Source organism: Stappia indica, assembly GCF_009789575.1.
Taxonomy (GTDB): domain Bacteria; phylum Pseudomonadota; class Alphaproteobacteria; order Rhizobiales; family Stappiaceae; genus Stappia; species Stappia indica_A.
This window is the reverse complement of sequence record NZ_CP046908.1, coordinates 3,496,047-3,520,949: the sequence shown is the minus strand read 5'-3', so window position 1 is coordinate 3,520,949 and position 24,903 is coordinate 3,496,047. Positions and strand designations below refer to the sequence as shown.

At 69.5% G+C, this 24,903-nt stretch carries 20 protein-coding genes; 6 read left to right on the top strand and 14 right to left on the bottom strand.

Annotated elements, in window-relative coordinates:
• Positions 1 to 22 precede the first annotated feature (22 nt).
• Positions 23 to 2,500, top strand: coding sequence for a glycosyl hydrolase 2 galactose-binding domain-containing protein (locus tag GH266_RS16450; protein WP_158194794.1), 2,478 nt, complete (start codon positions 23 to 25; stop codon positions 2,498 to 2,500).
• On the opposite strand, the gene GH266_RS16445 is transcribed toward GH266_RS16450, so the two are convergent.
• From GH266_RS16445 to GH266_RS16430, 4 genes are read right to left on the bottom strand one after another with little or no spacing between them, the layout of a single operon-like run.
• Positions 2,485 to 4,269: an alpha/beta hydrolase gene (locus GH266_RS16445; RefSeq protein ID WP_158194793.1), complete on the bottom strand. Its 1,785-nt coding sequence runs from the start codon at positions 4,267 to 4,269 to the stop codon at positions 2,485 to 2,487. The genes GH266_RS16450 and GH266_RS16445 overlap by 16 nt on opposite strands.
• Positions 4,266 to 5,318 carry a glycoside hydrolase family 5 protein gene (locus GH266_RS16440; RefSeq protein ID WP_158194792.1) on the bottom strand — a complete coding sequence of 351 codons (1,053 nt, stop codon included), beginning with the start codon at positions 5,316 to 5,318 and terminating at the stop codon, positions 4,266 to 4,268. Before GH266_RS16440 ends, GH266_RS16445 begins: the two co-directional genes overlap by 4 nt.
• Positions 5,305 to 6,693, bottom strand: coding sequence for a lipopolysaccharide biosynthesis protein (locus GH266_RS16435; protein ID WP_158194791.1), 1,389 nt, complete (start codon positions 6,691 to 6,693; stop codon positions 5,305 to 5,307). The genes GH266_RS16440 and GH266_RS16435 overlap by 14 nt, the downstream gene beginning before the upstream one ends.
• Complete coding sequence (locus tag GH266_RS16430) at positions 6,690 to 7,922, bottom strand: glycosyltransferase (protein WP_158194790.1); 1,233 nt, start codon at positions 7,920 to 7,922, stop codon at positions 6,690 to 6,692. The genes GH266_RS16435 and GH266_RS16430 overlap by 4 nt, the downstream gene beginning before the upstream one ends.
• 314 nt (positions 7,923 to 8,236) lie before the next feature.
• On the opposite strand from GH266_RS16430, the gene GH266_RS16425 reads away from it, so the two are divergent.
• Positions 8,237 to 9,346 carry a polysaccharide deacetylase family protein gene (locus GH266_RS16425; protein WP_158194789.1) on the top strand — a complete coding sequence of 370 codons (1,110 nt, stop codon included), beginning with the start codon at positions 8,237 to 8,239 and terminating at the stop codon, positions 9,344 to 9,346.
• Positions 9,343 to 10,488: a glycosyltransferase family 4 protein gene (locus GH266_RS16420; RefSeq protein ID WP_158194788.1), complete on the top strand. Its 1,146-nt coding sequence runs from the start codon at positions 9,343 to 9,345 to the stop codon at positions 10,486 to 10,488. The genes GH266_RS16425 and GH266_RS16420 overlap by 4 nt, the downstream gene beginning before the upstream one ends.
• On the opposite strand, the gene GH266_RS16415 is transcribed toward GH266_RS16420, so the two are convergent.
• Together GH266_RS16415 and GH266_RS16410 are read right to left on the bottom strand one after the other, a co-directional pair.
• Entirely contained in the window at positions 10,455 to 11,744 is a 1,290-nt protein-coding gene (locus tag GH266_RS16415; RefSeq protein ID WP_158194787.1) for a UDP-phosphate alpha N-acetylglucosaminyltransferase, read from the bottom strand. The genes GH266_RS16420 and GH266_RS16415 overlap by 34 nt on opposite strands.
• Entirely contained in the window at positions 11,725 to 13,737 is a 2,013-nt protein-coding gene (locus GH266_RS16410; RefSeq protein WP_158194786.1) for a GumC family protein, read from the bottom strand. The genes GH266_RS16415 and GH266_RS16410 overlap by 20 nt, the downstream gene beginning before the upstream one ends.
• A gap of 252 nt (positions 13,738 to 13,989) precedes the next feature.
• On the opposite strand from GH266_RS16410, the gene GH266_RS16405 reads away from it, so the two are divergent.
• A complete protein-coding gene (locus GH266_RS16405) occupies positions 13,990 to 14,763 on the top strand; it encodes a WecB/TagA/CpsF family glycosyltransferase (protein ID WP_158194785.1) in 774 nt (257 codons plus the stop codon).
• Between the two features lie 4 nt (positions 14,764 to 14,767).
• Here the strand turns inward: GH266_RS16405 and GH266_RS16400 are convergent, their stop codons facing one another.
• A complete protein-coding gene (locus tag GH266_RS16400; RefSeq protein WP_158194784.1) occupies positions 14,768 to 15,514 on the bottom strand; it encodes a cobalt-precorrin-6A reductase in 747 nt (248 codons plus the stop codon).
• The gene (locus GH266_RS16395) at positions 15,511 to 16,617 is read right to left on the bottom strand and encodes a cobalt-precorrin-5B (C(1))-methyltransferase (protein ID WP_158194783.1); all 1,107 of its coding nucleotides are present in this window, start codon (positions 16,615 to 16,617) and stop codon (positions 15,511 to 15,513) included. The genes GH266_RS16400 and GH266_RS16395 overlap by 4 nt, the downstream gene beginning before the upstream one ends.
• Positions 16,618 to 16,719: 102 nt before the next feature.
• Between GH266_RS16395 and cobA the strand changes: the two genes are divergently transcribed.
• Complete coding sequence (cobA, locus tag GH266_RS16390) at positions 16,720 to 17,658, top strand: uroporphyrinogen-III C-methyltransferase (RefSeq protein ID WP_158194782.1); 939 nt, start codon at positions 16,720 to 16,722, stop codon at positions 17,656 to 17,658.
• Between the two features lies 1 nt (position 17,659).
• Positions 17,660 to 18,973, top strand: coding sequence for a cobyrinic acid a,c-diamide synthase CobB (locus GH266_RS16385; protein ID WP_158194781.1), 1,314 nt, complete (start codon positions 17,660 to 17,662; stop codon positions 18,971 to 18,973).
• Positions 18,974 to 18,994: 21 nt separating this feature from the next.
• On the opposite strand, the gene GH266_RS16380 is transcribed toward GH266_RS16385, so the two are convergent.
• From GH266_RS16380 to GH266_RS16355, 6 genes are all read right to left on the bottom strand, one after another.
• Complete coding sequence (locus tag GH266_RS16380; RefSeq protein ID WP_158194780.1) at positions 18,995 to 19,621, bottom strand: class I SAM-dependent DNA methyltransferase; 627 nt, start codon at positions 19,619 to 19,621, stop codon at positions 18,995 to 18,997.
• Positions 19,622 to 19,705: 84 nt separating this feature from the next.
• Positions 19,706 to 20,491, bottom strand: coding sequence for a precorrin-4 C(11)-methyltransferase (gene cobM / locus GH266_RS16375; RefSeq protein WP_158194779.1), 786 nt, complete (start codon positions 20,489 to 20,491; stop codon positions 19,706 to 19,708).
• Positions 20,488 to 22,308: a precorrin-3B C(17)-methyltransferase gene (gene cobJ, locus GH266_RS16370; RefSeq protein ID WP_158194778.1), complete on the bottom strand. Its 1,821-nt coding sequence runs from the start codon at positions 22,306 to 22,308 to the stop codon at positions 20,488 to 20,490. The genes cobM and cobJ overlap by 4 nt, the downstream gene beginning before the upstream one ends.
• Entirely contained in the window at positions 22,278 to 23,030 is a 753-nt protein-coding gene (gene cobI, locus GH266_RS16365; protein ID WP_158194777.1) for a precorrin-2 C(20)-methyltransferase, read from the bottom strand. The genes cobJ and cobI overlap by 31 nt, the downstream gene beginning before the upstream one ends.
• Positions 23,027 to 24,253, bottom strand: a complete 1,227-nt coding sequence (gene cbiE, locus GH266_RS16360; RefSeq protein WP_158194776.1) for a precorrin-6y C5,15-methyltransferase (decarboxylating) subunit CbiE — start codon at positions 24,251 to 24,253, stop codon at positions 23,027 to 23,029. The genes cobI and cbiE overlap by 4 nt, the downstream gene beginning before the upstream one ends.
• Positions 24,250 to 24,903: a precorrin-8X methylmutase gene (locus GH266_RS16355; RefSeq protein ID WP_199270350.1), complete on the bottom strand. Its 654-nt coding sequence runs from the start codon at positions 24,901 to 24,903 to the stop codon at positions 24,250 to 24,252. Before GH266_RS16355 ends, cbiE begins: the two co-directional genes overlap by 4 nt.

The window sequence follows — 24,903 nt, the reverse complement described above, 5'->3', positions numbered from 1 at the left end:
CGACCCGATACCGGGGAGCCAGATGATCGACCTTGCCACCCTGCCCGAGGCCGCGAACCGTCTTGCCGAAGCCGACTGGCAGCTCTGCGTGACGCCTGCCAATACCTGGACGACGCCTGCCGACCTGAAGGCCGATGCAGACTGGGTGCCGGCCAAGGTGCCGGGAACGGCGGCGGCCGCGCTGGAGGCGGCAGGCCGCTTTTCCCGCGAGGCACCGACGCCGCTGCACGACAAGGACGTCTGGTATCGCTGCAGCGTCGCTCCGAGCAAGCCCGGGACACATGTCTTTCGCTGCGACGGGCTGGCGACGGTCTGCGAAGCCTGGATCGACGGTGCGCCGCTGCTGACCTGCGACAGCATGTATCAACCGCTCCAGGTCGAATTCGATCTCGAGCGCCCGGCGGAGCTCGTCTTCTGCTTTCGCGCGCTGACGCCGCATTTCGCCCGCAAGGGTCCGCGCGCACGCTGGCGCACGCGCCTTGCCGACGAGCCGGGCCTGAGGATGGTCCGTAGCACCCTGCTCGGCCATATGCCGGGCTGGTGCCCGAGCGTGCATGCGGTCGGCCCCTGGCGGGCGATGACGCTCGCCGCGCGCTCCGATGTGCTGCTGCACGATCTTTCGATCCGCTCCGCCTTGCACGAGGACGGCACCGGGCAGCTGAGCGTTTCGCTACGGCCCGGCGACGGGTTTGCGGGCCCCGCGCGCATTGCCTGTGCCGGCATCGAGGCGCCGCTGCAACGGCAGGCGGACGGCAAGCTTGCCGCCACGCTGGAGCTTCCCGGCATCGAACCCTGGTGGCCGCACACCCACGGAACGCCGCGACTGCACGAGGTCCGGCTCGTCGGCGAAGGGCGCGGGGTGCTGCTGGCACGCACCGGCTTCCGGCGGATCGAGGTGGACCGGGGGCCGGACGGCAACGGCTTCGCCCTCCTCGTCAACGGCGTGCCGGTGTTCTGCCGCGGCGCAGTGTGGACCAGCGCCGACATCTGCGCCCTGCCCGGCACCGCTGACGCCTATCGCCCCTGGCTGGAACTGGCGCGCGACGCGCATATGAACATGCTGCGCATCGGCGGAACGATGGCGCCGGAAAGCTCCGCCTTCTTCGAGCTGTGCGACGCGCTCGGCATTCTCGTGTGGCAGGACCTGCCCTTCGCCAATTTCGACTATCCGGCGAGCGACCCGGATTTCGCGGCGAAAGTCGCCCGGGAAACGTCGGATCTGCTCGGCGGGACAAGCGCCTCGCCGTCGCTGGCGGTCATCTGCGGCGGCAGCGAAATGCACCAGCAGGGCGCGATGATGGGCCTTGCCGAGGAGCGCTGGCGCGGGGCGCTGACCGAGGAGATCCTGCCGGGTGCGGCGGCGAGCGCGCGGCCCGACGTGCCCTATGTGCCGAACTCGCCGAGCGGCGGGGCCATGCCGTTTTCGCCCAATGCAGGCATTGCCCATTACTACGGTGTCGGCGCCTATCGCCGGCCGCTGGAGGATGCCAGGCGGGCGCATGTGCGCTTTGCCGGCGAATGCCTCGCCTTTTCCAACGTGCCGGAGCCCGGCGCGGTCTCGGAGACGGCGCCTTGTCACCATCCGGACTGGAAACGCGGCGTGCCGCGCGACCGGGATGTCGGCTGGGACTTCGAGGACGTGCGCGACCACTATGTGCGTGAGCTCTACGGCGTCGATCCGCTCGACCTGCGCTACGGCGATCCGGCTTCCTATCTGGACCACGGCCGCGCGGCCGTCGCCGAGGTGATGGAGACGACCTTCGCCGAATGGCGGCGCAAGGGATCGAGCTGCGGCGGCGCGCTGGTGTGGACCTTCCAGGACCTGATGCCGGGGGCCGGCTGGGGCGTGGTCGGCTGCGACGGCACGCCGAAATCCGCCTGGCACGGCCTGCGCCGCGCCTTCGCCCCGCTGCGGCTCACCGTGACCGACGAGGGCACCAACGGGCTCGACATCCATCTGCAGAACGATACGCCCGCTGCGCGGGCGCTGCGGGTCGAGATCGCGTGCCTGCGCGAGGGGCATATGGCGGTGGCGAGCGGCGGCGAAGTGGTGGAGATGCCTGCGCATGGCAGCCTCACCCTGCCGGCGACCCGGCTGATCGGCGCCTTCTTCGACACGACCTACGCCTTCCGCTTCGGCCCGCCCTCGCATGACTGCGTGCATGTGCGGGTGCTCGATCCCGACACCGATGCGGTGCTGGACGAGGCCTTCCATTTCCCGCTCGGGCGCAAGGCGTCGGCGCGCGGGGCGAAGATCTCCGCTGAGGCATTCGCGACAGCGGATGGCGGCTGGTGCCTGAGGCTTTCGAGCGACAGGGTGGCGCAGAGCGTGTCGATCCGCGACGAGGCGTTCCTGGCGCTCGACAACTGGTTCCACCTGGCACCGGGGCATGTGAAGACGGTGGCGCTGCGCCGGCGACCGGGTACGCCGGGCGATGCCAAACCTCAGGGGCAGGTTCTGCCGCTCGGCGGCCAGCCGGTGCCCTACGCGGCGGGCTGAGCGCCCGCTGCTTCACGCGCGGCCTCGGCCATGGCCGCGCCGATCACCTGCTCGCGCAGAGCCAGACGCGCCGCGTCCGGCGTGAGATTGTGGTCCGCATCCGGGATCATCGCGATCTCGACATTCGGATAGGCGGCAAGCCGCTTCCAGCCGTCGCCGAAGAACGTGTCCAGCTGCGCAAGCCCCGGATCGCCCTCGCTGAAGACGAGGACGATGGCAACGCCGCGCAAGGCCAGCGCCGCAAGGTTGGCATGTACCTGATGGTAAAGCCGCGAGAACGGCGCCAGCCCGAACAGCCAGGGCGCCAAGCGCCGCTCGCCCTGCCGCCAGGCCCGCACGGCAAGGCTGCGCAGGATGCCGAGCGGATCGGACTTTCCGGCCAGCACCCGCTTCCACTTGCCAAGATCGAACAGCTTGCGGCCGTACTCGCTCGCCGAGCTGTGGCCGAAGCGGAGCACCTCGGCAACGTCGTCGCGCGGGTCCCACAGGAAACGCTGAAGGTTGACCGCGACCACATGGGCGATGCGCGTGTCGGCCAGCGCACCGTTGAGCGCGAGATAGGCGCCGCCGCAATTGCCCGTCACCACGACGCGGTCGCCGCCGCCCATCGCCTGGCACAGGTCGATGGCCGCCGACAGCTGCGCCGGCAGGCCTGCGTGATAGTGGACCACCTGCGGACCACCGGGGAGCGGACGGCTGTCGCCGATATCGGCGATGTCGAACCGGAAGGAGGGCACGCCGGACACTGCGAGCGAGCGGGCGAGCTCCACCCCGCCGCGCGCCCAGCCGGCACGCGGATTGCCGCCGGCATTGAGCAGGATCACCGGCAGGGCCTGCGGATCGGGCCGGGACGGCGCGCACCAGACGCCGACCAGCGTCTCCTGCGGGCCGAAGAGGCACAACGTCTCCGTGAAGGACGGGCCGGCAAGCCGGGCGGCAGGGGGCGTTGCCGCGCCATCGCCGGCGGGAGCGGCATCGGCCCGCGGCAGCAGGCGCTGGACCCAGGACAGGACACGGGCGAAATCCGCTTCCGGCACGAGGGAGCCGGTCGGATCGGTCATCAGCTCGTCGTAGCCGGACATGATGCCGGCCTCGCCGCCGGTGGCGGCGGCAAGCGCCTCGCAAAGGGCACCTTCCGCGGCGCGTCCTTCGCGGGCGAGCGCCAGGACCGGGCAGGCGGGCAGGCCGTCTGGTGCGGTCAGGTCGAGGGCGCGCAGCTCGTCCGCCAGCGCCTTCGACATGGGCAGGCCGGCGATGCGCAGCGCCTCGCCGGGGCCGGGCGCGGGAGCAGAACCGGTGACCTCGCCGATCATCACGGCGCGGGCCTGCAACTCGCGCAGCCAGACGCGCCCCTTGGCCGGGGGCGCCAGAAGCACGAGGCCGGACACGGTCTGCGGATGGGAGACGGCATGGCGCAGGCACAGGGCCGCACCGAGGCCGAGCCCGACGAGCACGACACGGGTGGCGCGGGTGCCCCGCAGCAGCGTCTCGCAGGCCGCCGCAAGCGCTACCTCGAACGGAGCCAGCCCGTCGATATCGGCACCGGCGGCCAGCGCATCGCCAGAGCCCGGCTGGTCGTAGCGCAGCACCGGGCAGCCCAGCGCCGACAGCCGGTCGGAGAGGACGCGCAGGGCGCGGCGGGCGCATTGCGCCTCGTAGCCCCAAGGCTCGCAGATCACCACGCCGACATCGCCGCCGGCCAGATCCAGCAGGCCGACCGTCTCGGCGAAGGCCACCGGCATGCGCGGGGCGAGGGCCGAACCTGTCATCGGCGGCGCAGCGCCTCGCACGAGCGCTCCTCCGGTGTCTTGCGGGCGATGAACGGCTCGATCGCCACCATCTGCGGCCGGTCGAGACCGTCCTCCAGCGGCTGCACCGAAAGCGGGTAGTCGCCCCACCAGTCGCCGGCGGCCCAGATCGTCCAGCCGGTCCAGATGTCGGGGCGCGAGTTCAGCAGGCTGACGACACGGGCAAGGCCGCGATAGCAGTCGGGGCGGGCATGGCCGCCGAACTCGCCGAGGAAGGCGCGGTTGCCGGTTTCCTCCATCCAGGCGGTGACGCGCTCCAGGCCGGCAATCGCCTCGTCCACCTTGTTGCAGGCGGTCTTGGTGCCGGAATAGTCGTCGTCGAGATACTGGTGGATGTCGAAGCCGTAGTGGTTCATCGGGTCGACCACACCGCGCATCACCTGCGCGTTGGAGCCGCCCTCCTGGTCGGCGTACCAGTGCACGGCGGCCGTCCAGATGGTGCCGGGCACGAGGACGAAGTTGTCCGCCCCCGCCTTGCGCACCTCGGCGATGGCTGCGTTCGCCGCCGGCAGCCATTGCTGCGCCGTGACGAAGGCCGGCTCGTTCATGATCAGGTAGATGATGTCGTCGCGCCCCGAAAAGAGCGGCGCGAGCCGGCGCCAGAAATCGGCGAAGGCCTCGATGGGCACATCCTCGCTGCCGATGTTCTTCTGGTAATACATGGCGAAGTTGCTGGGATCGAGCACCACCGTCATGCCGAGGCCGGTGGCGGTGGCGACCGTCTCCTGCAAGCGCTTGAGCTCGACCTTGTCGAACTCGGCGAACTGCTTTTTCTGCAGCCGCTCCCAGCGGAACGGCAGGCGGATGACGTTCATGCCCTTGGAGCGCAGGTAGCGCAGGGTCTCGGCGGAAGGGTAGATGTAGTGGCGGCCGAACTCGCCCGGCAGGACCTCGCCGAACTCGGCGCCGGCCGCATTGGCGCCGCGCAGGCACTCGGCCGCGGAAGCAGGAAGCGCGCCAAACAGCAGCGAGACGAGAACGCTGCCGGCAATGGTCCTACGGACGACCATTGTCGCCTGCCTCCAGTGCCCCGTCCCGGACCTTTCCGGCCGCCGCCCGCCTCTCGCGCCACCGCAACATGAGGAAGGACGTGGCGGCATTGTCGACCTGCCAGTGGCGCAGGACCCAGCGCCGCGAGATCAGATGCAGGGTCACCAGCTCGAGCACGCCGGCCATGGCAACGCCCTCCGGCCCGAACTGGCTGGCCAGCACGAAGAGCATGCCGAGATAGACGACGAAGACAACGCTGCGCGCCTTGAGCAGATAGGCCTCGCCGCCGCCGATCATCATCAGCCAGGTGCCGGGGCCGAAGAAGGCATGGGCGATCGCGCCGATGGACAGCAGCACCAGCACCGGGAAATGCTCGACAAAGGCCGGATTGAAGAGATGCAGCACGAAGGGGCCGACCACGAACAGCACGACGCCGCCGATGGCGGCCAGGACGAAGCTGCCGGCCGAGAGCATCGAGACCAGCTTCTGCGCGCCGGCATGGTCCCGCTCCTGGAAGCGGGCGGAAATCAGCGGCACGCCGACCGTGTCGATCGCCAGCACGGGCAGGATCAGCAGGGAGGCGATGCGGGTGGCGACGAAATAGAAGGCCGCCACATCGAGACCGATGGCAATGCCGATCAGGATCGTCTCGAAATAGAGCGCGGCCGAGGAGAAGAAGCCGTTGGCCGAGAAGGTCAGCGTCTCGCGCCGCCACTCGCGCGAGGGAACCTCGGCCCGCGCGCCGGACGCGCGCAGGAAGCCGAGCCCCTCATGGGCGACGAAACGGACGAACTGGTAGCCGACCATCAGCGCGAGCAGGCCGGTGACGATCTCGATGGCGGCCGAGCCCGTGTGCAGCAGGCCGGCCCAGGCAAGGCCGGCCAGAGCCAGGCACGACAGCAGGCGCCAGAGATTTTCGCGCGGCACCAGGGCCAGCACGATGCGCGCATGGACGATGAAGTAGCTCTGCATGTACTCGCTGAGCGTGAAGATCGCGCCGAACAGCAAGGCGATGGGCAGGTGGTCGTAAGGGTAGGGAAGCCGGTCGGAAAACAGCCAGATGACGAAAGCGGCCAGCAGCTGACCGCCGCAGCCGATGCCGAGCCACAGCGCATTGTAGTAGAGGAGCGACTGGTTGGTTTCCCCGCGGGCATGGCTGGCCAGCCGAAAGTGCTTCATCAGCAGCACCTGCTGGCCGAAGACCGCGATCAGCCCCAGCGACGAACCAACCGAGAAGAGAAAGATGTAGAGGCCGTACTCGTCCGTATCGAGCACATGGCTCGCCACGAACAGCAGGGCGAAGCTCAGCACCGTGCTGCTGCCTCGGCTGACGAGGGACCAGAAGATCTTCCGAAAGCCCTTGCCGGCGGCGATCGCGCGGATCCGCTCTATCATGAGGCCACCTGCTCCCGCACACCGCCGGCGCGCGCTGCCGCATGTTCCACTGCTGTCTCCAGAAACTGGGTATAGGCGGCCGCCACATGCGGCCGATAATAGGGCTCCGCCGAGGCGAGCGCCCCCTGCGACAGACGTTCGAAGAGGGCGCCGTCGCCGGCGATCCGCTCGATCAGCCCGGCAAGCGATGCCGCATCGCCGGCCGGGAACAGGAAGCCGTTATGGTCCGGAACGACGGTTTCGGCAATGCCGCCAAGATCGGAACCGAGCACCGGCACGCCATGGGCGAAGGCCTCGATGGCGACCCGGCCGAACGCCTCGCGGCCGATGGACGGGAAGACCAGGACGTCGACCTGCGGGAAGAAGGCCGCCGGATCGGCCCAGCCGACGAAGCGGGTCCTGTCCGCCGGGAAACCTTTCGTCAGTGCCGCAGCATCGCTGCCGTCGGGCGAGGTGCCGGCGATGACGTAGTCCACAGAGCGAGACGCGACGCCCAAGGCGGCCGCCTGTGCCAGAACCTGCAGCCCCTTGAAAGCGGTATGGACGCTGAGGAAGCCGATGCGCAGCGGCCTGTCTTGCGGAAAGCGCCGCGCGGTCGCACCGGGCACCGGATCGATGGCGCCGGGAATGCGCCGGGTCGCCGCATTGGGGAAATAGCCGGCCGACAGATGCCGCGCGATGACCTCCCGGCTTTCGCCGCAGACCGCGTCGACATAGCGGGTGAAATGCCGCTTGCCGAGCGAGGTGAGCCAGCAGCTGGCGCACTGGCCGTCGCAATTGCTCCCGTCGGCCTTCTGCATGACGCCGCGCCAGCACAGCAGGAAGGCGCTGCGCAGCGTGTGGGCGACCGGCACACCCAGGGAACGGGCAGCCGCCCAGGACGCCACGTTGATGTTCTCGATGCTGTCGGTGAGCAGGACGTCGGGACGGAAGTCGGCGATCTCGCGGCGCATCGCCGTGAAGGCGCGGGGATTGCCGTTTTCCAGCAGATGCCAGGCGATCTTCTTCCAGGTCGGGCGCGGCCGGCGGTAGTTCCAGTAGACATTGGGCGGGCGGATGCGCCGGATCTCGAAACCGTCGGCCTGCTCCAGCGCTTCCTCGTCCGCGACATTGACGACGCGCAGCACATGTCCCTCGCCCGCAAGCATGCGGGCCAGCATCAGGGCTGAAATGGGCCCCCCGCCGTCCATGAAGGGAGGAAAGGCGGCGCAAGCCATCAAGATTCGCATCGGCCTGGGCGTTTCCGTGGGTCTGGTGCCTGCGGGTTTCAACTCACCACCTGACTAGCCGAAACATGTTAATCGGCCGTGTTCGCAGCGATTTCCGGCGCATCCGGGAGAAGCTTCCGGTCAATGGCGTTAACCGGAGCTTGCCGCAATAGGAAAGGCCTGGATCGGCGCCGGTCTTCAATTTTGCTTTACCATGGCAATCGAAACGCGGCACAGGCAGGCCGCCTGCAACCCGGCGTTCACGGTCTGCCGCTAGCTTCGAGCAGACGGGACACGAAAACGGAAGACTTCCTGCATGACAGGATGGCTATAAGATGACGGCAAGAACCCACAGCCTGCTGCAAGCCGTACCGACCGTTACGCCGCAGCTGACGACCGGCGAGCGCACGCGCCGGCGGATCAAGACGTTCGGGCTGCGGATGCTGGCGAAGAGCCGCCTCACCCGCCTGATCGGCTATCGCTATGGCGGCTCCGGCGTCATCCTGATGTTCCACCACTTCACCCGGAACACCCGCGCGCATCTCGACCAGGGATGCCTGATCGACGATTTCGGCCGCATCCTGGCCGGACTGAAGCAGCGCGGCCGGCAGGTGGTGACGCTCGACGAGGCAACGCGCCGCATCGCCCAGAACGATCCGCGCCCCTTCGCCGTGCTGACCTTCGACGACGGCTATCGCTCCAATATCGACCTCGCGCTGCCGCTCCTGGAGAAATACGCCGCTCCGGCAACGATCTATGTCCCGACCGAGATGATGACCCGCACCATCAATGCCTGGTGGCTGGGCCTGACCGAACTCTTCCGCTCGCGCGAGAGAATCGAGATCGAGCCGATGGGACAACGCTTCACCTGCCCTGATACCAACAGCAAGATCGCCGGCCTGCGGCGGGCGGTCGCCTGGATCTGGGAGGACTTCCACCGGGCAGAGATGCTCGGTCCGACGTTCACGGCGCACGGCGTCTGCGTCGCCGACATCGTCGCCCGCTACACGCTGGACGATGCCGGCGTGAAAGCCGCCGACCGGCACCCCCTGATCGAGATCGGCGCCCATACCACGACGCACCGCGCCCTCGCCCTGCTGGGCGAAGACCAATTGCGTGCCGACATCGCCGACAACAAGGCCTATCTGGAAGCGCTGCTGGGCCGCGAGGTGCCGCATTTCGCCTACCCTTACGGGCCGCCGTCGCTGTCGGGCGAGCGCGAGCCGAGGGTCGTGCGCGAGGCGGGCTTTCGCACCGCGGTGACCACCACGCCGGGCTGCCTGTTCCCGGCCCATGCCGGCCACATGTTCACCCTGCCGCGGCAGAATGCCGAGTTCACGGCGGATTCCGCCTCCTATACCGAATGCGGCATCGACGGACTGTTCCGGGCGCTTGCCACCCGCGGCGGCAATCCGCTGGCCGGGGTGACGGCCCCTGCCGCATGATCCCGCCGGACGACCAGTTGCACCTGGTGCATGTGGTGCGCCAGTACAGGCCGAGCGTCGGCGGGCTGGAGGACTTCGTCGCAAGCCTCGCCGCCCGGCAGAAGGACCGCTTCGCCAGCGTCAGGATCGTCACCTGCGACCGCGTCTTTCGCGGCGGCACGGGAGAGCGCCTGCCCGCGCGGGAGATCATCGACGGCATCGAGGTGATCCGCCTGCCCTGGCACGGCTCGACGCGCTATCCCGTCACGCCGGGGATCTTCCGGGCGATCGCCGGCGCGGGGCTCGTGCATGTCCACGCCATCGACTTTTTCTTCGACGCGCTCGCCCTTGCCGCCCCGTTTCACCGCAGGCCGCTCGTTGCCACCACCCATGGCGGTTTCTTCCACTCCGGCACGGCAGGCGGGCTGAAGACCGTCTGGTTCAACACCCTGACGCGGCTGTCGGCGACCGCCTATCGCGGCATCGCCTGCTGCAGCCAGAGCGACTACGAGCGCTTCGCCACCATCGCCCCCAGCAAGGTGCGCTTGATCGAAAACGGCGTCGATCTCTCCAAGCTCGGCGATGCGGGCGCGAAAAGCCCGGCGAAGGGCATCGTCAGCATCGGCCGGCTGTCGCACAACAAGCGCATCGACCGGGTGCTCGACGCCTTCGCGGTCCTCGCCCGGCGCGATCCGGACTGGACCCTCGACATCGTCGGCACGCCGTTCGACTGGAGCGGCAAGGACGTGGAGGCGATGATCGGCGAACGCGGGCTCGCTGGCCGGGCGCGGCTCCATGTCGGCCCGGACGATGCAGCGATGCGCGAGATCGTCGGCCGCGCGAGCCTGTTTGCCAGCGCCTCCGTCTATGAGGGCTTCGGCATTGCCCTGATCGAGGCAATGAGCGCGGGCCTGGTGCCGGTCGTGGAGCCGAATGCCGCCTTTTCCGCCTTTGCGCGCAAGCACGCCGAGATCGCGCTGGCGGACTTCGGCAATGCCGAGCAGGCGGCCAACGCGCTTGCCGCAGCCCATGCAAGGCTCTGCGGAAACCCGCAAGGCGCGCGCGCGGCGGCGATTGCGGTAGCCCAGACCTATTCCTGGGAGAGCACGGCCGAACGCTACGCGGAGTTCTACCGCGAGGCGCTCGGGTCTTCGGTGCGCTGACGGCTGGCTGCAAAGCCGCGCCAGACGTCGACGGCACCGGCGCAGAACCACAGAAGTCCGGCGGTCTTGATCGAGTAGAACGAGGCCGAGACCACCATCAGCAGGCAGATATAGGTCACGAGCGGGGCGCGGAACCGCCAGGCGTCGGGCGAGCGCACCGGCGCGAAGATGTAGAGCGACCACAGGCCGGCAATGCCGATGAGGCCAAGCTGATGGAGCGAATAGGCATAGCCGTTATCCTCCAGAAAGCCGCCATAACTGGAAATGCCGAACACGCCCTGGGTGTCGAGCTTGAGCAGCAGCCAGGAGGCATGCAGCCAGCGCCCGCCCAGATCGTCCTCCCAGCGCAGCGCATCGGTCGACATGCCGTAGACCGCCATGGCCAGCGTGATGAAGGCCGGCACCAGCACCCAGATCAGCCGGGGCACAAGGCGATAGACCATGATCACCGCGATCAGGGCAAAGCAGACCATCATGCCGAAGCGCGCATCGCCGAGGACGATGACGACGCAGGCCGCCGCCAGAAGCAGCCAGCGATGGGTCATGTCCTTTCGGAAGACCGCCCACAGCACCAGGAAGGCGCCGTAATTGCCCATCGCCACCGGCTCGAGAAAGACCGACGACACCCGGTGGGTGCCGAGGAACGGCAGCAGGTTGCGGCCCTGCATGCGGGTGCCGCTGATGAAGAGCGAGGAATCCTCGACGAGGTTGTCGCCGACCTCCAGTGTACCGCGGGAGATGTAGTATTTCAGCACATTGACGTTGGCGACGAACAGGTCGAGCAGGAAGTACTCGAAGAAGCCGATGGCCACGACGATGCCTGCCGACAGCAGCACGATACGGTCGACGCTCTCGATGTCGCGGACCCGGCGCCCCAGGAAATAGAACGCGATGGGGATCAGTCCGTCGCGGATCGCCTTCAGGTCGAGCTCGGGCCGCAGCGCCAGGATCAGCGCCACATAGGCGAGGTAGACGGCCAGCAGCGCATAGAGCCCGGCGCGCCGGTCGGCAGCCAGGATCATGGCGCCGGCGATCAGCACAAGCTCCGCCAGCATCACGATGTTCTGCGACACCCCCATCACGCGGGTGTTCAGGAACGCCAGGAAGAAGTTGAAGACGATGGTGCCGATGACCAGCAGCCCGGCGGCCCGGATCCACAGATCGTAGGTATCCGGCCGGCGAACGGCGGTCGGACGCGCTGCAGGAAGCCTGCTCCAGACGGGCGCGCCCGACGTTTCAGGCCGCCAGCGCGACATTGCCGATCATCCGCTCTTCCCAGGGCTTGAGCAGGGCGAGCGTGCGGTCGAGGTCGGACCGGGCCGTGTCGCCGACCCGGGTGACCAGCAGGATCGCATCGCTGTAGTCGAGAAGCATCGGGAGGTGGGGGTTGGACAGCGCCGACCCGCCGTCGATGATCAGGAACTCGGCCCCCGTCGTGTCGAACGCGTCGACGCCCGCCTGGCTGGCACGCCCGTCCAGCCGCTCGACGGTGAAGGGCGCGGCCGGCACCGGCGCCGGTGCCGCGGTCTCGGCCTGGCGGCGACGGGCGGACAGGCGCGAGCGCCCTCCCGCCTCGGCAACGGCGGTCCCGCCGGCCGGGGCTGCGAGGCGCGCCGTCCCGTCGCCGGGACGGGCAAGCAGCACGTCCTCGCCCATGTCGTAGAGGCTGGCCGCGATCGCACGGGACAGCGGCGCGATATCGGTCCCGCTGCCCGTTGCGAGCACAAGCACATGAGCGGGGCGTTCGTTCTCGAACGCGTGGCGCAGCGCGAAGGCGATGCGCGTGACCGCAAGCTGGCGCTCGGCCACGCCGTCGTCGGAGCGCTTGCGCAGGCCGCGGCGGCCGCCGGGCACCGTCAGGCTGGCGATGAGCGGCACGCCGGTAATGTCCACCAGCTCGCGCTCGGAGCCGAGCTTGCCGTTGAGAATCTCCCAGCCGACGGCGGAGCCTGCCGCCATGATGGTGCCGAAGACACCGGCCGCCAGCAGGACGATCAGGCCGGAGGGGCCCATCGAGCGAAGCGGCGCCACCGCCGGCGAGATGATGCGGGAATTGCTGGTGTCGATGCTGCTCTGCTCGTCGAGTTCCTTTGCCCGGCTCAGGAAGGCCCGGTAGACGGTGGCGAGCGAGTCCGCCTCGTTCTCGAGCTGGCGCAGCTGGATCTCGGCCCTGCTCTGGTCGACGCTGGTGGAGGTCACGCCCTGAAGCTGGGTTTCCAACGCCGCGACATTGGCCTCCGCGCGCTGCAGGTCGGCATTGGCGGAGCGACGCACGCGACTGAGTTCGTCGTCGATCATCTCGCGCGTGTTGGCCAGCTGGGAGCGCAGCTCACGCAGCTGCGGATGATTGGTGCCGAGCGTCGTCGCCGCTTGTGCTTCCCGCTCGGCGATGCGGGCGTACTGGACGCGCAGGGAGCCGAGGGTCGATGTCTGCAGCCTGACGGGCAGGGAGCCGCTCTCGATGGCATCGGCGGTGAGGCCTGCGAGCAGATCGGCATTGGCGCGCGCGCCCTCCAGCTCGACACGCGCCTGGGTCAGCTGGGAGTTCAGCTCCTGCAACTGCTGGCCCACGACAAGCCCGCGTTCGCTGGTGCGGATCAGACCGTTCTCGGCCCGGAAGGCCTCGACCTTCGCCTCGGCGTCCTCGACGCGCTTGCGCATGCCGTCCGCCTGGGCCTGCAGCTCGACGGAGGCGCGCAAGGTGGACTCGGTGCGCCGCGTGCGCTGTTCGTCGAGATAGATGCGGGCGGCCTCGTTGGCGATCTCGGCCGCCTTGAAGCGGTCGGGGTGCTGCATGAAGATGTTGAAGACGAAGGAATTCTCGATCCGCATCACCTGCAGGCGTTCGCGCAGGTTGCTGATCGCCGCGGCGCGCCGATCCTGTGCCGACGGCTCCTTGCCGCCGCCCAGCAGCTTCGACAGCAGCCCGCCGGATTTCGGCAGGATCGCCGGATCGTTCTCCAGGTCGAGCTTGTCGACGACCTCGTTGAGCGCGGAATTGGAGAGAATCACATAGGTCTGGCTGTCGATGGCGAGACGCTGGACGCTGTCCCCGCCCTGGCGCGACACGATTTCGTTGCCGACGATCTGGAGAGCCTGCGGCTCGATCAGCATTTCGACCACCGCGCGGTAGTTCGGGGTGCGCATGGTCAGATAGACGAGAGCGAGCGTCATGAAGAGCAACGGCAGGATGATCAGCCAGATCATGCGCTTCTTCAGAATGCCGGGGATCTGGTAGATATCGATCATGCTCGGAAAGCCATCGCTGTTCTCACGCGCCGGGAGCCCGGCTCACCGCCACGCCCCAGGGCCGGCACACTCGCCAGTCTCTTCCGTCATGGTTAACATTTCCCCAAAGGACCGCTGCAAACGGCGAGCCCGACCTCGCGGTTAACCGGGTGTTCATGCTCGCCCGAATCCTGCGGAGTATCGTTAGACTGCTGTTGATCGGTACACCCCATACCTGTGACAGTGCCGGGCAAAGGCAACGGACGGAAGCGGATGACGCGAGAGATCGCCACGACAGACCTGGAGAGCGTGCAGATCGGCCCGGTGGCCGTCGCGCGCCTCAGCCGCGAGGCGGCCATCCGCCGTCTGCTCGCCGTGCCGGGGTCCGGCAGCCGCCTTGCCGTCGCCTTCGCCAATGCGCACGGCCTGCTGCTGGCGATGGACGACCCGGCCTTCGCCGACGCGCTCTCCCGCTTCCTCGTGCTGAACGACGGGATCGGTGCGGAAATCGGTGCGCGGCTGCTGTCCGGCACGGGCTTTGAGGACAATCTCAACGGCACCGACTTCGTGCCGGCGCTGCTGGACGCAGCGCCCGTAGGCACGCGCGTCTATCTGTTCGGCGCCCGACCCGAAGTGGTGGAGAAAGCCGCCGGCCTGTTCGCGGCCCGCCATCCCGCCATCGCCGTCTGCGGCTGGCGCAGCGGATATTTCGGCGAAGACGAGCTTCCGCAGATCGTTGCCGGCATCAATGCCGCCCGTCCCGACATCCTGCTGGTGGCGATGGGAAATCCGCGGCAGGAACTCCTCATCGACCGGCTCTGGGACGATCTTGACGTGCCGCTGGCCCTTGGCGTCGGCGCACTGTTCGACTTCACCGCCGGCGAGGTGACGCGGGCACCCTCCCTGATGCGGAGCAACGGGCTGGAATGGGTCTACCGGCTGGGCCAGGAGCCCAAGCGGCTCGGCCAGCGCTATACGACCGGCATCCTCCGCTATCTGTGGAAGATCCTGCGCCTGAAGCTGTCGGGAAAGTCCGCCCGCGCCTGAGGCATCAAAGCCGCGCTTCCAGCCAGGCGAGCGCAGCCGGGACGTCCGCAACCACCTCGCCGCCGGCAAGGTCCGGCCGGCGCACGATGATGACCGGCAGGCCGAGACGGCGGGCGGCGAGCAGCTTCGCCTCGCCCCATGGGCCGCCGCTGTTCTTCGTGACCAGATGGGTCGCGCCGTGCTGCTCCAGCAAGGCCACTTCCGCATCCACGTCCCTGGAGGGCCGTGCGAGTACCAGACGGCCGGGCGGCAGCAAGGTCTTCGGCTCCGGCGGGTCGATCATCCGCATCAAACAGTCGAGATCGCGGCGCTGCGAAAAGCGCGAGATTTCCTTGCGGCCGACGGCGAGGAAGGGACGTGCGCCCTGCGGAAGCCTGGCAGAAGCCTCGTCGAGATCCACGACCTCGTGCCAGTCATCGCCCGGTGCGGCCTGCCAGGCCGGACGCTCCAGCCGCAACAGGGGAATGCCGGTTGCCAGCGAGGCGAGAACGGCATTGGCGGAGATGCGCGCGGCAAAGGGATGGGTGGCATCGATCACCGCCGCGATGCCCTCGCCCCGCAGCCACGCGCCCAGCCCTTGCGCCCCGCCGAAGCCGCCGATCCGCACGCGAACCGGATAGGCTTCGGGCCGTTCGACGATGCCGGCCAGCGACGCGGTGACCGCGAAACGCGGATTGCCGGCAAGCCGGCCGGCAAGGGCCCTTGCCTCGCCGGTGCCGGCCAGCAGCAGGACCGGGAGCGGGACGCTCACGCGAGGTCTTCCGCATCGAACGGACGGTGCGCGACGACGGCGCCGGCCCGGTCGACCACCAGCACCTCGATATCGACCGGCGCATCGCGCAGCACGGCGCGGGCGGCGGCATGGGCGCCGCGCGCCACTTCGGCGGCGACATCGATGCCGGCGGCTTCGGCGCGGTCGAGCACCTCCTTGGCGGTGTTGGCGCCCCTCGCCGCCTCGACGATCTCCGCCGGGGCACCGGAGCGCTCCAGCAGCAGGGCAAGCGCTGCGAAATCCACCTGGCTGCGCGCCGAATGCAGGTCGAGCGCGCCCTGCGCCAGCTTGACGAACTTGGCAAAGCCGCCGGCCAGCGTCAGCTTCGGCACGGGATGGGCACGCAGATACTTGAGCAGCCCGCCGGCGAAATCGCCCATGTCGAGATAGGCCATCTCGGGAAGATCGTAGCGCGCCTTCACCGCATCCTCCGAGGTCGAGCCGGTGGCGCCGACCACATGCGGCAGACCGGCGGCGCGCGCCACATCGACGCCGCGATGGATCGAGGCGATCCAGGCGGCGCAGGAGAACGGGCGGACGATGCCCGTCGTGCCGAGCACCGACAATCCCCCGAGGATGCCGAGGCGCGGGTTCATGGTCCGCTGCGCCAGCGCCTCGCCGCCGGGGATCGAGATCTCCACCTCGACATCGCCGCTCGCGCCGAAGCGCGCCGCCACCTCGGCAATGACGCCGCGGATCATCTCGCGCGGCACCGGATTGATTGCCGGCTCGCCCGGCGGGATCGGCAGGCCGGCGCGCGTCACCGTGCCGACGCCCTCGCCGGCACGGAACAGGACGCCCGAGCCGGCCGGCGCGAGGCGCACACTGGCGATCACCGTCGCGCCATGGGTCACGTCGGGATCGTCGCCCGCATCCTTGACGATGCCGGCGCGGGCAAAGCCCTGCCCCAGTTCCTCCAGCGCAAGGGCGAAGGCGGGCCGCTCGCCCTTCGGCAGGGTCACCTCGACGGGATCGGGAAACACGCCCGTCAGCAAGGCCTGATAGGCCGCCTTGGCTGCGGCGGTCGCACAGGTGCCGGTGGTCCAGCCCCGGCGAAGCGCGGATGTTTCCTTGCGGTTCATGCGCCGGACTATAGGGGCGGGCACGGCTAGGTCGCAATTGCTATGGAAGCCGACGCCAACCGACCTTGGCGCGGCGGGCGGAGCGGCGTAGAAACAATCAGGATGTCAAACGCGAAACACCCAGATCAGCCCGCCGCACCGGCGGCATCCGGTTCCTGTACCGTCGTCGGCGAGGCGCTCGACGGGCTGGCCCGACGCGGCTTTCCGCTGCCGGACTTCCTGCCCGGCTGGGTGTGGCTGGCCGGCGCAGGACCGGGCGACCCCGGCCTGTTGACGCTGCATGTCCTCAACGGCCTCGCCCAGGCCGATGTCATCGTGCACGACGCGCTGGTCGATGCCTCGATCCTCGGCCTCGCGCGGCCGGACGCGATCATCGACTATGCCGGCAAGCGCGGCGGCAAGCCGAGCCCGAAGCAGCGCGACATCTCGCTGAAGCTCGTGGACTATGCGCGGGCCGGCAAGCGGGTGCTGCGGCTGAAGGGCGGCGACCCGTTCGTCTTCGGCCGCGGCGGCGAGGAGGCCCTGACGCTGGTCTCGCACGGCGTGCCGTTCCGCATCATTCCCGGCGTGACCGCCGGTATCGGCGGCCTCGCCTATGCCGGCATTCCCGCGACCCATCGCGACACCAACCAGGCCGTGACCTTCCTGACCGGCCACGACCAGACCGGCCTGACGCCTTCGGCCATCGACTGGGACGCAGTGGCGCGCGGCTCTCCCGTCATCGTCATGTACATGGCGATGAAGCATCTCGACCTGATCGTCTCCAAGCTGCTGGCCGGCGGGCGCCGGGGCGAGGAGCCCGTCGCCATCGTCTGCAATGCCTCCCTGCCCGACCAGAAGGTGCTGGAGACGACGCTGGCGCATGCCTCCGCCGATGCGGAGGCCGCCGGGCTGGAACCGCCGGCCATCGTGGTCGTGGGCGAAGTGGTGCGCCTGCGTGCAGGGCTGGACTGGCTCGGCGCACTGGCCGGGCGGAAGCTCGACCCGGATCCACTGGATCTGCGCGAGGGCACCGCTGCACGGCCGGCGAGCAGCGGTTGACATGAACACCAGATCCGGGCCGGCCAGCGGCCTCGTCATCGCCGCACCGGCATCCGGCAGCGGCAAGACCACGCTGACGCTCGCCCTGCTTGCCGCCTTCCGCAAGGCAGGGACCAAGGTCGCCAGCGCCAAGACCGGGCCGGACTATATCGACCCGGCCTTCCATGCGGCGGCGAGCGGCACGGATTGCGTCAATCTCGATCCCTTCGCCATGCGCGGCGCGCTCATCGACAAGCTGGCCTCGGCCCAGGCTGAGCGCGCCGACCTGCTGCTGGTCGAAGGCGTCATGGGCCTTTTCGACGGCGCCGCCGACGGCAGCGGCTCGACCGCAGACCTGGCCGCACGGCTGGAGCTGCCGGTCGTTCTGGTGGTGGATGCGGGAAAGCAGTCGCAGTCGGTCGCCGCGCTGGTGCGGGGCTTTCGCGATCACCGCGCGGATGTGACCGTCGCCGGCGTGATCCTCAACCGGGTCGGCAGTCCGCGCCACGAAGAGATGCTGCGTGCAGCGCTTGCCGGCATCGCCATGCCGACCCTCGGCGCGGTGCCACGCGATGCCGGGCTCGACCTGCCGGAACGCCATCTCGGACTGGTGCAGGCGGGAGAACACGGCGATCTCGCAGGGTTCCTGGAGCATGCGGCCGCGCGCGTCGCCGAGAGCTGCGACCTCAGTGCGCTCCGCGCACTGGCACGTCCGCTTGCGCCCAGCGGATCGGCCACGAGTGCGACGCTGCCACCGCCCGGCCAGCGCGTCGCAATCGCCCGCGATACTGCCTTCGCCTTTGCCTATCCGCATCTTCTGACAGGTTGGCAGGCGCAGGGGGCCGAACTCTCGTTCTTCTCGCCCCTTGCCGACGAGGCGCCGGATGCGGAGAGCGATGCTGTCTATCTGCCCGGCGGCTATCCGGAACTGCATGCGGAACGAATCGCGGCGGCCGGCCGGTTCCGGCAGGGCATGCAGGCGGCGGCGGCGCGCGGTGCCCTGATCTACGGCGAATGCGGCGGCTACATGGTGCTCGGCGAGCACCTGACGGACGCCGAGGGAACGCGGCATGCGATGCTCGGGCTGCTGCCGCTGGAAACGAGCTTTGCGACCCGCAAGCGGCATCTCGGCTACCGGCGGCTCAAGGCCCTTCCCGGTGCGCCCTGGCAGGGCGAGCTGACGGGTCACGAATTCCACTACGCGACCATCGTGCACGAGGGGCAGGCTGAGCGATTGTTCGAGGCAAGGGACGCGCTTGGAGCGCCGTTCGGCGATGTCGGACTGCGCGTCGGCCGCGTGTCGGGCTCGTTTATCCACCTGATCGACCGGGTGTGACCCCGGCCGATCAGACACTGATCAGGCGGCCTCGAGCAGGCAGAGCTTGCAGCGATAGCCTTCCTTTTCGTGATAGGCGGTGTCGCGGATGGCGCGGATGCGGGCGATGCCCCTGTCCTCCATCGTCTTGAGATGCGCCGGATAGCCGTCGCTCTCCCAGACCTTCTCATGCACGGTCACGACAAGCGGCGCGCCGGGACGCGCGACACGCGCGAGCTCGTCGATGGCCTGCGGCCCGACATGGCCGCTGGTGAAGACGCCGACGCTCACAACCCCGTCATAAGCGTTATCGGGCAGGTCCAGCGGACGGGTCAGGTCCGCCTCGGCAAGCCGGCGGTAGACGCCCTTTTCCGAGGCCTGGTCCAGCATGCCGGGGCTGAGGTCGACGCCGTCGATCTCAGCCTTCGTACGCCGGCTCAGTTCCAGGCCGACAAGGCCGGTGCCGCACCCGGCATCGAGCACCGCGCCGGCGCTGTCCCCGATCTCGCTCGCCAGCGCCTCGGCGGCGAGCGCCGGGGCGACATAGCCCATGCCGCCGACCGTGTCGTCGTCGTAGCTTTGCGCCCAGTCGGCATAGAGATCGCGGATACGCTCCCTGTCGCCATCCAGGGCGTAGGCACGTTGCAAGAGCGGGTTGTCCGTCTCCATGGCGGGTCTCTCCTTTGGCTGTTGGGATGGCCCAAGCCTAAGGAGAGGCGCCGCGAGATGCAAATCGCGGCCCGGCGTGCTGCTTCAGGCCCCGGTTTTAGCCGTTTTCTTTTTTTTCGGCCGCAGCACATGGACATGGTCGGCATGGTAGAGGGCGCTGTCGCGGAAATCCGCCTGCGGCTGCAGCGCCCGGCCGACGAAGATGAGCGCGGTGCGGGTGATCTTCGCCTCGCGCACCTTCTCGCGAATGTCGGTAAGCGTGCCGTGGATGAAGCTCTGGTCCGGCCAGCCGACCCGGTAGGCGACGACGACCGGGCAATCGGCACCGTAAAGCGGGACGAGCTGGCGCTCGATCTCGCGCAGGTTCCGGATGGACAGGTGGATCGCCAACGTCGCGCCGCTCCTGCCGAGCGTTTCAAGGTCCTCGCCCTTCGGCATGTCGGAGGATTTCATCGTCGTGCGGGTGAGAATCACCGTCTGGGCGATCTCCGGCACGGTCAGCTCCTGGCCGAGCGCGGCGGCTGCAGCGGCAAAAGCCGGCACGCCGGGCGTCACGTCGAAGGGAATGTCCTTCTCCTTCAGCCGGCGGATCTGCTCGGCAATCGCGCCGTAGAGCGAGGGGTCGCCGGAATGGACGCGCGCCACATCCTCGCCGCGCGCATGCGCCGCCTCGATCTCCGCCATGATCTCGTCGAGGGTCATCGGCGCGGTGTCGACGACGCGCGCGCCTTCGGGCGCCGCCGCGACGATCGCCTCGGGCACCAGCGAGCCGGCGTAAAGACACACGGGGCAAGCCTCGATCAGCTTCAACCCGCGAACGGTGATGAGGTCGGGATCGCCGGGCCCGGCGCCGATGAAATGAACGGTCACAGCTTTTCCTCGATGCGCTTGGCGTAGCCGCGGGGGGTGTAGACGAAGGGCCTGCCCGAGCCGGTCATGACCGCGCGCGAGGCGGACGAACCGACAAGCACGGTGGTCAGCATGTCGACATCGTCGACGCGCAACTCGCCGAGCGTCGTCACGGTCAGCGTCTCGCCCTCGCGGCCGAGATTGTAGCCGAGCACCACCGGCGTATCGGCCGGGCGGGCGGCAAGCAGGATCTCGCGTGCGGCCGCCAACTGGGTGCGGCGGCGCTTGGATACGGGATTGTAGAAGGCAACGACGAAATCGCCGTCGGCCGCGGCTCTCAGCCGCTGCTCGATCGCCTCCCACGGGGTCAAGAGGTCCGACAGGGAGATGGTGCAGAAGTCGTGGCCGAGCACCGCGCCGATGCGCGCGGACGCCGCCTGCAAGGCCGAGATGCCGGGGGCGTTGACCACCTCGACGCGCTTTGCCGCATCCGAAACACCACCCTCGGCGGTGTCACGGTGCAAAAGCTCGTAGACCAGCGCGCCCATGGCGTAGATGCCGGCATCGCCGGAGGAGACCAGCGCCACCGAACGCCCCTCGCCGGCGCGTTCCAGCGCGAAGCGGACGCGCTCCTCCTCCGCGCCGAGCGGGAAGGCGTGGCGCTGCTTGCCCTGAATGAGCGGTGCGACGATGTCGAGATAGAGCGAATAGCCGACGGCCTCGTCCGCATCGGCAAGCAGGCGCGAGGCTTCCGGCGTGCGCCAGTCGTCGCGGCCCGGCCCGATGCCGATCACCGAGAGACGGCCGCGCGGGCGCCCCGCCCCGGCCGGATCGACCGGCTCGGGCGCCAGCGCGACGGCAACCGTGGCATTGGCGGTCTTGCGCTTCTCAACCAGCAGCATGCCGTCCGCCCCGGTCGCGGCCAGCGCCGCGCCTTCGGACACGCCGTGGCAGCCGACCTCGGCGAAGACGACGTCCGACGGATTGGCAAGACGCGGCGCCTCCTGCTCCAGCCGGGCGGCGGGAAAGACGCGCAGCGGCACGCCGAGCTGGCCGGCGAGCGCGTTAACGGCGGCCTCGTCCGCCTTCAGGTCGAGGGTCGCGACAAGCGCCACCGCTCCTTCCGCAAGGCCGGCGCCGGCAAGCGTCTCGCGCACCAGCGCGGCGAGCTCTTCCGCCGGGCAGCCCCTGGCACAGCCGACACCGACGACGAGGCGGCGCGGGTGATAGACGAGCCGGTCGGCGCCCGGCTCAATCGCCTCGACGCTGGCGACGATTTCCATCTCCGCCGTGTCCGCCAGCGGCAGGCGCGAGCGGGTGATCCAGGGGGCATCGCCCTTGAGACGGACAGGCTCCCCGGCCAGCAGGCGGGCCATGACGCCCTTGGCGTCCTGCGGATTGGCGAGCCACCAGCCCTTGGGCGGCGAATCGAGCGCAACGCCCAGCGCCGTATCCCCCTGCGTCGTCACCGCGGCGTGGCCGTCCAGCGCCTCGGCCACCTGGCGGGCGAGCGAGTTGGCGCCGCGATGGCCGCCGAGCAGCGGCACGACGCTTGCCCCGTCCTCGGACACGGCGAGAACCGGCGGCTCGGAGCGCTTGTCCTCGATCACGGCGGCCAGCGCGCGGATCAGGATGCCGGAGGCGCAGACGCCGACGATGGGCGTGCCGGCCTGATAGAGCGCACGGATATGGTTCAGCGTCTCGGCGAAGGACACGTCGAGGCCGGGCACCCGGTGGGCGAGCCCGTGCAGCGTGGCTCCCGGCAAGGCGGCCGCGATGCGGCGCGCGACAGGCTCCGCCGCCGGCGTCAGGACGAGGATTGCGGCGGTAGCATCCACGCTTCGTCTCCCTTGTAGATCAGGATCATCGAGAAATAGGGGGCGGCAGCTTCCGTCACATCGGCAAGAGGCATGGCCTTTTCCGCCGGCAGCGTCGCCCGCTCCACATAGCCTGCATGATCGATGAGGCCCAGCCCCTCGATCAACCGGCGCAGGCGCGGCAGGTGGCGCCCGACCTTCATGATGGCGATGGCACCCGCCGCCTCGATCCGCGCGGCGATCTCCTCGTCCGGCAGCGGTCCGGGAATGACGGTGAGGACATCGTTGCGCGCGGTGAGCGGCCGGGCAAGGCGGGCGGCGCAGGCGGTGAGCGAAGTCACGCCCGGCACGATCTCGCAAGGAAAGCGCCCCGACAGCCGCTCGAACAGATACATGAAGGAGCCGTAGAAGAACGGGTCGCCCTCGCACAGGGTGACCACATCCGTGCCGGAGGCGAGGACTTCGCCGATCTCCTCGGCCGCGCGGGTATAGACGGCCTGCGCCGGGAAGCGCTCGACGCGCATCGGCACGATGATCGGGATTTCCCGGGCGGACGGCGGGATGATCGCCGCTGCGATGGAGCGGGCGAAGCTCTCGCCGTCGTCGGGCGCCGGATAGGCGACGACCTGCGCGCCCGAGATCAGCCGGTGCGCCTTCACGGTCATCAGATCCGGGTCGCCGGGGCCGAGGCCGACGCCGTAGAGGGTTCCGGAGAGGGTTCCGGAGAGGGTTCCAGCAGTCATGGGACGATCAGGCTCCACTGGGTCACCGCCATCAGCGGACGCCATCCGGTCATGCCGCCGACGGCACCGGCCCGCGACACCGCGATGCGCACCAGCTCGCCGCCATGGCGGGCATGGGCAGCCAGAAGGATCGCCTCGCTTTCCAGCGTCACCGCATTGGCGACAAGCCGGCCGCCGGGCCGCAGCGCTGCGAGCGCCGCCTCCAGCGTGCCGGGTGCGGTCAGGCCGCCGCCGAGGAAGATCGCGTCGGGCGCCGGCAGTCCTGAAAGGCCTTGCGGAGCGGCATCGGGGCGAAGGTCGAGATGCGGCACGCCGAGGGCCGCCGCATTCGCCCGCGCCGTGGCGCGGCGAGTGTCGTCCGGCTCCAGCGCGATGGCCCGGCTGCGGGGGGCGGCGCGCAGCCACTCGATGGCGACAGCACCCGAGCCCGCGCCGATATCCCACAACAGCGCACCTGGCATGGGCATCAGACGGGCGAGCGTGACCGACCGCACCTCGCGCTTGGTGATCTTGCCGTCATGGCGAAACGCATCGTCCGGCAGGCCGGGCAGGCGCGGGCGCAGCGGCGTGTCGCGCACCGCGACCGCCTCGACCGCCACGACGTTAAGGGCGGCCACCTCGCCGCGCCAGCCTTCGGCGCTGCCCGTCAGGACCCGCTCGGCCGGGCCGCCGAGATGCTCCAGCACGGTCAGCCGGCTGGCGCCATAGCCTTCGTCGACCAGCAGATCGGCGATCTCTTCCGCTGCACGGGCGCCCGAGGTGAGACAGAGGACCCTGGCGCCGGGATAGAGAACGGCGCGCAGCAGATCGAGCGGGCGGCCATGCAGCGACAGGGTCTCCACCTCCTGCAAGGGCCAGCCGAGCCTGGCGGCGGCGAGCGACAGGGACGATGGGGCCGGCAGGACAAGCATTTCGTCATGCGGCACGGAGCGCGCGAGCGTCGAGCCGATGCCGAACCACATGGGATCGCCGCTCGCCAGCACCGCGACGGGCTTGCCGCGCTCGGCCAGCAGCGCTTCCAACCCCTCGTGGAACGGGCTCGGCCAGGTCTCGACCTTGATCCCGAGCGGGGCAACGAGCTCGCCGTGACGGGCGCCGCCGAAGACGCGCCTTGCATCGGCCAACGCCTGCCGCGCAATCGGGGACAGCCCGTCGACGCCCTCCTCGCCGATGCCGATCACGGTCAGCCAGGGGGCGGGTCGTGCCGTGTCGTCAGTGCTCACGCGTCTCCCTCCTCCGGCACGCCGGCGGCAAGTGCGTTGATCGCGGCGGCAGCGATGGCGGAGCCGCCGCGACGGCCGCGCAGCACCAGGCACGGGATATCGAGCGGGCTCTCCAGCAGCGCCTCCTTCGATTCCGCCGCGCCGACGAAACCGACCGGAAAGCCGAGGATCGCGGCAGGGCGCGGAAAGCCCTCGCCGATCCGCTCCAGCAGATGAAAGAGCGCGGTCGGGGCGTTGCCGACGACCACGACGGAACCCTCCAACCGGTCGCGCCACAGATCGACGGCCGCGGCCGAGCGGGTGGTGCCGAGGCGCCGGGCAAGGCCGGGCACCGGCGGCTCGTTCAGCGTGCAGACGAGGTCGTTGCAGGCCGGCAGGCGGGCGCGGATGACGCCCTCGCAGACCATGCGCACATCGGCGAAGACCGGCGCGCCGGCGGCCAGGGCGCCACCGACCGCTGCCGCGACATCGCCTCGCCAGGCGAGGTCGGCCACGACCTCGGGCATGCCGCAGGCATGAACGATGCGGATCGCGGCCGGGTGCAGCGTCTCGGGCAGGGCCGAGAGATCGGCCTCTTCGCGCACAATCGAAAAGGAGCGGCGATAGATCTGCGCGGGATCGCGCTCGTAGTCGTAACGCCCGCCGCTCAC